At 73.2% G+C, this 8,723-nt stretch carries 14 protein-coding genes; 3 read left to right on the top strand and 11 right to left on the bottom strand.

Annotated elements, in window-relative coordinates; all coding sequences use genetic code 11:
* Window positions 1-230, bottom strand: a 230-nt coding sequence (locus tag PSH25_RS14130; protein WP_238659531.1) for a hypothetical protein, incomplete at its 3' end; no start/stop codon positions are given.
* Window positions 231-387: 157 nt separating this feature from the next.
* Here PSH25_RS14130 and PSH25_RS14135 point away from each other — a divergent pair.
* Window positions 388-1,167: a DUF72 domain-containing protein gene (locus PSH25_RS14135; protein ID WP_238659532.1), complete on the top strand. Its 780-nt coding sequence runs from the start codon at window positions 388-390 to the stop codon at window positions 1,165-1,167.
* A gap of 42 nt (window positions 1,168-1,209) precedes the next feature.
* On the opposite strand, the gene PSH25_RS14140 is transcribed toward PSH25_RS14135, so the two are convergent.
* The 10 genes from PSH25_RS14140 to PSH25_RS14185 form a co-directional block, all read right to left on the bottom strand.
* Window positions 1,210-1,638 carry a DUF2267 domain-containing protein gene (locus PSH25_RS14140; protein WP_238659533.1) on the bottom strand — a complete coding sequence of 143 codons (429 nt, stop codon included), beginning with the start codon at window positions 1,636-1,638 and terminating at the stop codon, window positions 1,210-1,212.
* Entirely contained in the window at window positions 1,631-1,816 is a 186-nt protein-coding gene (locus PSH25_RS14145) for a hypothetical protein (protein ID WP_238659534.1), read from the bottom strand. The genes PSH25_RS14140 and PSH25_RS14145 overlap by 8 nt, the downstream gene beginning before the upstream one ends.
* Window positions 1,817-1,927: 111 nt before the next feature.
* A complete protein-coding gene (locus PSH25_RS14150) occupies window positions 1,928-2,800 on the bottom strand; it encodes a DUF72 domain-containing protein (protein WP_238659535.1) in 873 nt (290 codons plus the stop codon).
* Between the two features lie 48 nt (window positions 2,801-2,848).
* A complete protein-coding gene (locus tag PSH25_RS14155) occupies window positions 2,849-3,247 on the bottom strand; it encodes a TraR/DksA family transcriptional regulator (RefSeq protein ID WP_238659536.1) in 399 nt (132 codons plus the stop codon).
* A 164-nt stretch (window positions 3,248-3,411) separates the two neighbouring features.
* On the bottom strand, window positions 3,412-4,074 hold the full coding sequence (locus PSH25_RS14160) for a nucleoside/nucleotide kinase family protein (protein ID WP_238659537.1): 663 nt from the start codon (window positions 4,072-4,074) through the stop codon (window positions 3,412-3,414).
* A gap of 41 nt (window positions 4,075-4,115) precedes the next feature.
* Window positions 4,116-4,721 (bottom strand): winged helix-turn-helix domain-containing protein, encoded by a 606-nt coding sequence (locus PSH25_RS14165; RefSeq protein WP_238659538.1) that lies wholly within the window; start codon window positions 4,719-4,721, stop codon window positions 4,116-4,118.
* A 248-nt stretch (window positions 4,722-4,969) separates the two neighbouring features.
* The gene (locus PSH25_RS14170) at window positions 4,970-5,521 is read right to left on the bottom strand and encodes a winged helix-turn-helix domain-containing protein (protein WP_238659539.1); all 552 of its coding nucleotides are present in this window, start codon (window positions 5,519-5,521) and stop codon (window positions 4,970-4,972) included.
* Window positions 5,522-5,571: 50 nt separating this feature from the next.
* Window positions 5,572-6,060 (bottom strand): rhodanese-like domain-containing protein, encoded by a 489-nt coding sequence (locus PSH25_RS14175; RefSeq protein WP_238659540.1) that lies wholly within the window; start codon window positions 6,058-6,060, stop codon window positions 5,572-5,574.
* Between the two features lie 42 nt (window positions 6,061-6,102).
* A complete protein-coding gene (locus tag PSH25_RS14180) occupies window positions 6,103-6,558 on the bottom strand; it encodes a cysteine dioxygenase (protein WP_238659541.1) in 456 nt (151 codons plus the stop codon).
* 112 nt (window positions 6,559-6,670) lie between these two features.
* Entirely contained in the window at window positions 6,671-7,048 is a 378-nt protein-coding gene (locus PSH25_RS14185) for a signal peptidase I (RefSeq protein WP_091408370.1), read from the bottom strand.
* Between the two features lie 274 nt (window positions 7,049-7,322).
* On the opposite strand from PSH25_RS14185, the gene PSH25_RS14190 reads away from it, so the two are divergent.
* Both PSH25_RS14190 and PSH25_RS14195 read left to right on the top strand, forming a co-directional pair.
* Window positions 7,323-7,670 carry an ankyrin repeat domain-containing protein gene (locus PSH25_RS14190; protein WP_274527450.1) on the top strand — a complete coding sequence of 116 codons (348 nt, stop codon included), beginning with the start codon at window positions 7,323-7,325 and terminating at the stop codon, window positions 7,668-7,670.
* A gap of 31 nt (window positions 7,671-7,701) precedes the next feature.
* On the top strand, window positions 7,702-8,652 hold the full coding sequence (locus PSH25_RS14195; protein ID WP_238659543.1) for a DUF3500 domain-containing protein: 951 nt from the start codon (window positions 7,702-7,704) through the stop codon (window positions 8,650-8,652).
* Window positions 8,653-8,723 lie beyond the last annotated feature (71 nt).

Raw genomic sequence — 8,723 nt, forward strand, 5'->3', positions numbered from 1 at the left:
CCGTCGGCGCCACCGTCGTGCTGACCGGGAGTGGCACCGCCGTCAGCGGGACCCTCCGCGCTGCCGTCGGCGCCACCGTCGTGCTGGCCCGGAGTGGCACCGCCGTCAGCGGGGCCCTCCGCGCCGCCATCGGCACCACCGTCGTGCTGACCGGGGGTCGCGCCACCGTCGGCCGGGCCCTCCACGCCGCCGCCGCCAGTGGTCTGCATGTCGTCATCGTTGAGTGCCATCGGTACTCCCTCGGGTGTGCCGCCCCGCCGTGCGCCGGGGTCCGTCGTGCTGCGGGTGGTACCCCACGCGCGATCTTCTCTAACCCTCACCGTAGACGCCGAACCGGGGCGACACGGGCAGTTCGCGAGCGGCGGCGGAGAGTGCCAGGATGGGGTGGTGATCCTGGTGGGCACGTCCGGCTGGCAGTACAAGGACTGGCGGGGCCGCTTCTACCCGCAGCGGCTGCCGCAGCGGCTGTGGCTGGAGCACTTCGCGGCCGGGTTCGCCACGGTCGAGGTGAACAACGCCTTCTACCGGCTGCCCGAGCGGGACACCTTCGCCGCCTGGCGGGCCCGGACCCCGGCGGACTTCTGCGTGGCGGTGAAGATGAGCCGCTACCTCACCCACATCAAGCGGCTCCGCGACCCGGCGGAGCCGGTGGCCCGGTTCCTCGGCCGCGCCACCGCCCTCGGTGACCGGCTCGGCCCGGTGCTGCTGCAACTGCCACCGAACCTGCGGGCGGACGTCGAGGCGCTGGACGCGACGCTGCGACTGTTCCCGGCGGAGGTGCGGGTCGCGGTCGAGCCGCGGCACCCCTCCTGGTGGACCGACGACACCCGGGCGGTGCTGGAACGGCGTCGGGCCGCGCTGGTCTGGGCGGACCGGCTGGGACGCCCGGTCGCCCCCCGCTGGCGCACCACCGACTTCGGCTACCTGCGGCTGCACGAGGGGCGGGCGCGGCCGTGGCCCCGCTACGGTCGGGCCGCGCTGCGGTCCTGGGTGGGCCGGCTGACCGACGCCTTCGGCGCGGACGAGCCGGCGTACGTGTATGTCAACAACGACCCGGGCGGCGCCGCGATCGTGGACGCTGTCGCGTTCGCCGCGCTGGCCCGTCGGGCCGGGCACCCGGTGTCGCGGGTGCCCACCGCCGCGGAGGCGGCCGGCGCCGACGACTGAGCCCGCCCGACAGCGGTCGGGCGGGCTCACGGTGTCAGGCCGTCACGGCATCATCATGGCCAGGTCCTTGGGCATGGTGTCCTTCACGTCCTGCCACTCACCCTGGGTGACGTGACGGCGCAGCGTGTCCAGCACCACCTGCGTCACCCGCTCCGCGCCACCCTCCGCGTCGTACGGGAAGCCCTGCCGGACCTCGTAGAGGAAGTCGTCGCGGTTGAGCTTGATCGGCACGTCGGACGGCACCCAGCCGTCGAAGTAGATCCCCCGGACCAGCACCGGCAACTGCTGGGCGAACTCCACGCTCTCGTTCACCGGCAGCCGGTCGCGCAGCAGGTGCAGCACCGTGCGCAGGGCCGCGTACGACTGGTTACGCCGATCCTTCGGCCAGCCGTAGGCGTTCTCGATGTCCTTGAGAATGAGGTTCGTCTTGTCCAGCGAGGACTCGAACGCTGAGATCATCGTGTCAGCCATCGGTCGACCCCCGTTCCGTGCTGTCCCACCGTCGGTCGTCGGCGCGGCGCGGCGGCCCCACCGGGCCACGGCGGGCCCGCACCGGGCTGCCCTGCGGGGCGCGCCGGGCGTTGTCGGCCGTACCGACCACGTGCAGGACGGCACCACGCCGTCGATCCGTCACCAATCGAACCGTCATCCCCGTCACCTCCGTGTCGTCTCCGGCGTCGGCCGTCCACGGGCGGCCGAACCCACCACGTCCACCATCCCTGCGGAGCGGGTGAGGCGGCCCCACCCGGATCGGGTGAGGTCAGTCGCCGTCGAGGAGGCCCGCGAGGGTCTTCGCGTTGGTCTGCGCGTAGTCGCGGTAACAATTGTTCATGAGGACGTGGGTCTGCCCGGCCTCGTCGGCCAGCTCGCGCAGCTTCGGCGCCCAGTCGGCCAACTCCCGCTTGGAGTAGTGGTAGCCGAACTTCTCGTGGATGTCCTTGCTGGTCCACTTGTCGCTGTGCCCGTGGAAGCGCATGACCGCGAGGTCCGCGGTGGCGGCCAGCACCGGGGGCAGCGACGAGCGGTGGCCCTGCGGCATGTCCACGCAGACGTACGGGAGTTTGTGTTCGCGCAGGAAGGCCAGGGTCTCGTCGGCGTTGTCGCCGTCGAACCAGGAGGCGTGCCGGAACTCGTACACCGGGCGCAGCGGCGCGCAGCGCTTCGCCACCTCCAGCAGGTACTGCTTGTTGGCCCGCTTGATGGTGAACCAGGGCGGGAACTGGAACAGCAGCGCGCCCAGCTTGCCGGCCTCGACCAGCGGGTCCAGCGCGGACAGGAAGCGCGTCCACACCTCCTCGTACGACTGCGCGGGCAGGTCGTCGGGGTAGACGTTCTTCTTGTCGGTCTCCGGGCGCAGGTCCTTGTAGAGCGCGCTGACCCGGGTGGGGTGCCCGGTCAGCAGGCTGAACGCCTTGATGTTGAAGGTGAAGCCGGCCGGGGTGCGCTCGGCCCACAGCCGGGCGGTCGCCTCGGCGGGCGGCGAGTAGTAGGTGGCGTCCACTTCGACCAGCGGGAACTGCCGGGCGTAGTAGGCCAGCCGTTTCTCCGGGGTGTCGGCGGTCTGCGGATACCACCCCGAGTCCAGCAGTGTGCGGTCGGTCCAGGACGCGGTGCCCACCAGGATGTCACCCATGGTGGAAGTCCATCGCGTCGCGGACCGACCGGCAACCGCTGGCGTGGCTCAGGCCGCCCGCCGCTCGCGAGTCTGCTTGCACGTCACGCACGTGGTGGCGGACGGGAAGATCTCCAGCCGCTCCACCGGGATCGCCGCCGAGCAGCCCTCGCACCAGCCGTAGGTGCCCTCCTCGAGCCGGCCCAGCGCGTGCTCGTACTGGCCACGGCGGTCGAGGATGGTGCGCAGCAGGGACTGGGCGGTGTCCCGCTCGGCCGTCTTGGTGCCGCTGTCGGCCTGGTCGTCGCCGGCGGTGTCGCCGACCTCCACCAGCCGCAGCACCTGGCTCTGGAGCACCGCCTGGTCGTACTCCGCGGTCAGCTCGTCGTAGCGCGCCTGGAGCGACTGTCGGATCTGATCGATCTCCGTCTGGGACCGGGTCGTACCGACCGTGTCGTGGACGAGCATCGCTGCCTGCCTTTCCTGGGCCTGTGGCTCAAGGTGAACCGGGTGCCGGCGGCGCGGGGCCCCGGTCACGGTCGCGTTCGGTACGCGGGCGATCACCCGCGCTCTGTGAGCCGGGCGAGTACCCGCCGGATCAGCCGCGCAAACCGACAAATTCTTGGTTGTCGTCAGTCGTTCCCGCCGGGCTCCACGAGCGCCGGTCGGCGGGGGTCGTCGGCGCGTACCACGACGTCGGCGAAGCTCGCCGGGACGACCTCCTCGGCGTACCGGTCGAAGGCCGGCAGCGCCCACTGCTGGGCCGGTTCGGTCCGTCGGCGCAGCGCCGCCGACGACAGCTCCAGGTGGACGGTCACGTCGAAGGGCAGAGCGCCGCCGAGCAGCAGCGAGCCGCTGACCAGGACGACACCACCGGGTGCCAGGTCGACGTAGCGGGCGCGGCTGGCCCGGTCGGCGTCGGCGTCCCAGAGCGACGGGAGGAGCCGGCCGCTGCCGCCCGGACCGGCCGGGTCGAGCACCTCCCGGCGTAGTCCGGCCTCGTCGACCCAGCCCTCGTAGAAGGAGTCCGGGTTGGTGCGGCCCAGCTCGAAGCGGAGCGACGCGGGGCGGAGGAAGTCGGTGGCGCGGACGTGCAGCACCGGGTGGCCCTGGGCGCGCAGCGGGTCGACGAGCGCCGCGGCCAGTTCGTCGACGCCGGCGGCGGGGGCGCCGTCCACGGCCACCCGCAGCCGCGCGGGCCCGTCGGCGGCGCTCGCGGCGTGGGTCGCCGCGTCGACCAGCCGACCGGTCAGCTCGGTGACGAGCAGGTCGGGCGAGATGGGACGGATACGCACCGGACCATCCTGCCCCGCGCCGGACGCGTCGACGACGCCGGTCAGCCGCTGCGGTCGATGGTGACCCGGGCGTCGTCGGCCAGCCGGTAGCCCACGCCGTAGACGGTGGTGACCAGCGGGACGTCCACGCCGACCTTGCCCCGCAGCCGACGCACGTGCACGTCCACGGTGCGCACGCCGGCGTGCTCGTAGCCCCAGACGGCGTTGAGCAGTTGCAACCGGGTGAACACCCGACGCGGGTGCGCGACCAGGTGCAGCAGCAGGTCGAACTCCAGCCGGGTCAGCGGCAACGGCTCCTCGTCGCGCAGCACCGAGCGCGACGAGGCGAGGATGTGCAGGGCGGGAATGGTCGGGCTGATCGGGCGGGCCGGCGACCGGCCGGTCGGCGCCTGGTCGGGGCGCCGTTCGGCCGGGACCGAGCCGATGATCACACCCTCGCCCCGCTCCAGCATCTCGCGAGCGGCCTCCAGCAGCCGACGTGCCGCCGGGGTCAGCGACTCCTCACAGGCCAGCGGGATGGAGAGCGTCACGGTGAGCACGGGCGCGGCGGTGTTCGCCGGGCGACGCTGGCCGCCGGGAGGTCGACCGGGCACCGCGGGTTGGGACGTATGCCATCCGGCGCGCGACGAGGCGGGGCTGACCGACATGGTCCTCCTTGGGCTGGTCCGGGTATCTCCCCACGGCCCGGGACGCCGCTTCATCGATGCTTCCCGGCGCCTGGGTGAGGGTCAAGAGGCGGCTGCGTTGCATGAATGTGACAATTGACGAACACATCGGAGCCAGATGCTCGCTCTGCGTACGAGGCCTGATGATTACAGCAGAGTCGTCGAGTTGCCCCGATACGGGGGTCCCCGACCGGTTCACCAGGCCGGTCACATGGCCGCCGGACCCCGGCTCAGCTGCTGTGATCCACGCTGATCGGGGCCTCGTCGGCCAGCCGGTAACCGACCCCGTAGACGGTGGTGACCACCTCCGAGCCGGCCAGCTTGGCGCGCAGCCGGCGGACGTGCACGTCAACCGTCCGGGCCACCGCGTGCTCGTAGCCCCAGACGCTGGAGAGCAGTTGCAGGCGGGTGAAGACCCGGCGGGGCCGCTCGGCCAGGAACAGCAGCAGCTCGTACTCGATGCGGGTCAGCGGAATGACCCGGTCGCCCTGGCGGACCATCCGCGAGCCGGCCAGGATGCGGACGTGGTCCGCCGCCGCCGCGGGCGGCTCGGCGGCGGTGGGGCGTGGGGCCGGTCGCGGCGCCGACGCGGTGTCCTCCACGGCACGCAGTTGGCCCTCTCCCGATTCGGCCAGCTCGCCGAGCAGCTCCACCAGCCGGGCCAGCCGGGGGCTCAGCGGCCCGGGGACGAGGTCGAGGGTGATGGTCAGGGTCGGGCTGGTGCGCGGACGGGCCGGGCGCACCCCCGGGTGGCGGCGCGTGGGGATGGCGACGACGGACATGGTGCCTCCTGAGTGGCGGTACGCCCGCCACGCCGGGTGTGGCGTGACGGTCAGTGGCGCGCCCAGCCGGCGTTGACCGGGGACGCGAGGGGAGAGGGGTGGTGCAGGGGGGTCGGGCCGAGGGCCGGCAGCCCGGCGATCCGCCAGGCCGCGAACCCACCGACCACGTCGGTGGCCCGGTGCAGGCCGACGTCCTGCAACGCGGCGGCGGCCAGTGACGAGGTGTAGCCCTCCTGGCAAAGGACCATCACCGGTACGTCGTAGTCGACGGCCTGCGGCAGCCGGGCCGGGCAGCGCGGGTCGAAGCGCCACTCCAGCACGTTGCGCTCGACGATGAGCGAGCCCGGCACCACGCCGTGCGCGGCCCGCTGCGCGGCCGGGCGGATGTCGACAAGCAGCGCTCCGGCCCGGTACGCCAGGTGCGCCCGCTCCGGGTCCAGCCGGTGCAGCCGGGCTCGCGCGGCGGCCAGGATCTCGTCGATGCCCCGGGAGCCCGGCGGCGGCACGGGGGCGGGACAGTGCTCGGCGGTTATCTGCATCTCTCGGTTCCTTCCGGTGACAGGGGATCTCGGTGCGGGCGGCTACCAGGACCGGCCGGCCTCGGCGACCTCGGCGACCCGCAGTCGCCCGTCCAGGAGGTGGTAGCGGGTCATCCGCAGCAGCGCCGGCCGGTAGACGTGCACGCTGACCGCCGGCTCCGCGCCCCGGTTGGTCACCTGGTGCACGTGCCGGGGGCCGAAGCGGCGGCCGGCGCCGGCGGGCAGCAGTCGGGGACGGAGTCGGCCGGCGCTCACCGTCTCCTCGGTGAGCGTGCCGCTGACCACCCGGAACGCGCCGGAGGAGCCGCCGTGGTCGTGTAGGTCGGTGCCCTGCCCGGGCAGCCAGCTCAGCGCCCACACCTCGTGCTGGTCGCTGACGGCGAGGCGGGCGTACCAGCGCTCGGCCAGGTCGAAACGCAGCGCGACCGGCCAGCCGGCCGGGTCGGCCCAACCGGCGGCAACGGTGAGCAGGTCGGGCTCCGGACGGTGGTGCGTCATGACGGTTCCTCGCGGGTCGTTCGGCGGGGTGCTCTCGTACTCTAGACGGCAAAGCCTATAGGTTTAGTAGGTAATTCCGCCTGTTGGGACGCAGGTCAGCCGTACGGGTCGATCAGCGCAGCACCGGCGGGTCCGCCCGGTAGCCCGGCAGCGACGGCCAGCGCACGGTCAACACCACCGACGCGCGCTCGGCGAACCAGGAGTGGTCCACCCCCCGGGCCCACACCACGTAGTCGCCCGGCGCGGCCAGCCGTACCGTCCGGTCCGGCAACTCCACCCGGAAACACCCCTCGACGAGGACGAGCAGAGTGGTCCGCACCTCGCCGGTCGCCCACCGCGACCGGGCCTCCCCGGGTGGATGCACGCCCCACTTCACCTCGACGTCGGTGCTGTGCCGGATCTCCCCCGGCGGCGCGAAGTGCCCGAGCAGCCAACCGGCGTTGGTGGCGCCGTCGACGCCCGCGTTGCCCACGTACACCGTCTCACCCATCGGGCCCCTCCCCCAGCGCGCCGGCCGAGCAACCTATCAGGACCGGTGTGGCTAGGGCGTGTCTCCCGGATCTCGTCGAGCCGAGACGAGGCCCCGACGGCGATCCGGCAAGGCGGCTGGGCGTCCGGATACCGGTGTTGTATCCGGACGTCCAGCCAACGCCGCCGGGCGTCGTCCGGGCCCGTCGTAGGCCGGCGAAGATCCGGGAGACACGCCCTATCCTGGACCGGTGACCGAGGACCTTGACGCCGAGACGCTGGCGTTCGCGCACCGGATGTTCGACCTGGCCCGAGCCGGCGCCACCGACGAGCTGGCGGCGCAGCTCGACGCCGGTCTGCCGGTCAACCTCACCAACGACAAGGGCGACACGCTGCTCATCCTGGCCGCGTACCACGCCCACCCGGACACGGTGGCCGCCCTGCTCAGTCGCGGCGCCGACCACTCCCGGGCCAACGACCGGGGGCAGACCGCGTTGGCCGCGGCGGTCTTCCGCAGCAGCACCGAAGCGGTCCGCGCCCTCCTCGCCGCCGGCGCGGATCCGGCACACGGCAACCCCTCGGCCGTCGAGACCGCGAACTTCTTCGACCTGCCCGAGATGACGGCGCTGCTGCGCGTCGGCTGACACCGGCACGGCCGGCCGGTATACAGGGTCGGTGGAAGATCCTCTGCCGGAGCAGATGCGGGCCGCCAGCATTGCGCTGCTGACCGCGCTCAACCCCGCCGCCCGCGAGAGCGCCGTGCACTCCTTCGACGACGAGGCGGCCCGACGCTGGCTGGAGTACCGGCCCCGACCCCGACCGGGCGTCTGCCTCGCCGAGCTCGACGTCACCGCCCGCAAGGCCGCGCACCGGCTCCTGGCCACCGCGCTCAGCCACTCGGCGTACGCGCAGGCCATGGCGATCATCTCGCTGGAGGAGGTGCTGGACCGGGCCGAGGGCTGGCAGCGCGGGCGACACAGCGCCGACTACTGGGTGGCCGTGTTCGGCGACCCTGCGCGCGACGACCGCTGGGCCTGGCGACTCGAAGGGCACCACCTGTCGGTGAACATGACCGTGGTCGACGGTCAGGTCTCCCCCGCGCCGATCTTCTTCGGCGCCAACCCGGCCGCGGTCCGCTACGCCGGCCGGCCCGTCTCCCGCCCGCTCGGCGTCGAGGAGGACCTAGCCCGCGCCCTGCTCGACGCGCTGGGCCCGGCCGAACGGGCCGCCGCGATCATCGCCGACGAGGCGCCGGCGGACATCATCAGCGCCACCCGCGGGCGGGTCGACGCGCCACTGGAGCCGCTCGGCGTACCGGCGCAACGCCTGGGACCGACCGGCCGCGCGCTGCTCAACCAGGTGGTCGCCCTCTACCTCGACCGACTGCCGCCCGAACTGGCCATCCGGGAGGCGGCTCGACTGGACACCGGCCCGCTGCACTTCGCCTGGGCCGGCCCGACCCACCCCGGTCGCCGGCACTACTACCGGGTGCAGGGCGACGACCTGCTGATCGAGTACGACAACACCACCGCGGACGGCAACCACGCGCACACCGTGCTGCGCCGCCCCGCCAGCGACTTCGGCGCCGACGTCCTAGCCACCCATCACCAAACCCACCCCCACTAAGCCACCCCGCCCGTGTCCGTGCCCCCGCCCGTGTCCGTGCCCGCGCCCGCGTCCGTGCCCCCGCCCGCGCC

Source organism: Micromonospora foliorum (assembly GCF_022229015.1).
GTDB classification, from domain to species: Bacteria; Actinomycetota; Actinomycetes; order Mycobacteriales; family Micromonosporaceae; genus Micromonospora; species Micromonospora foliorum.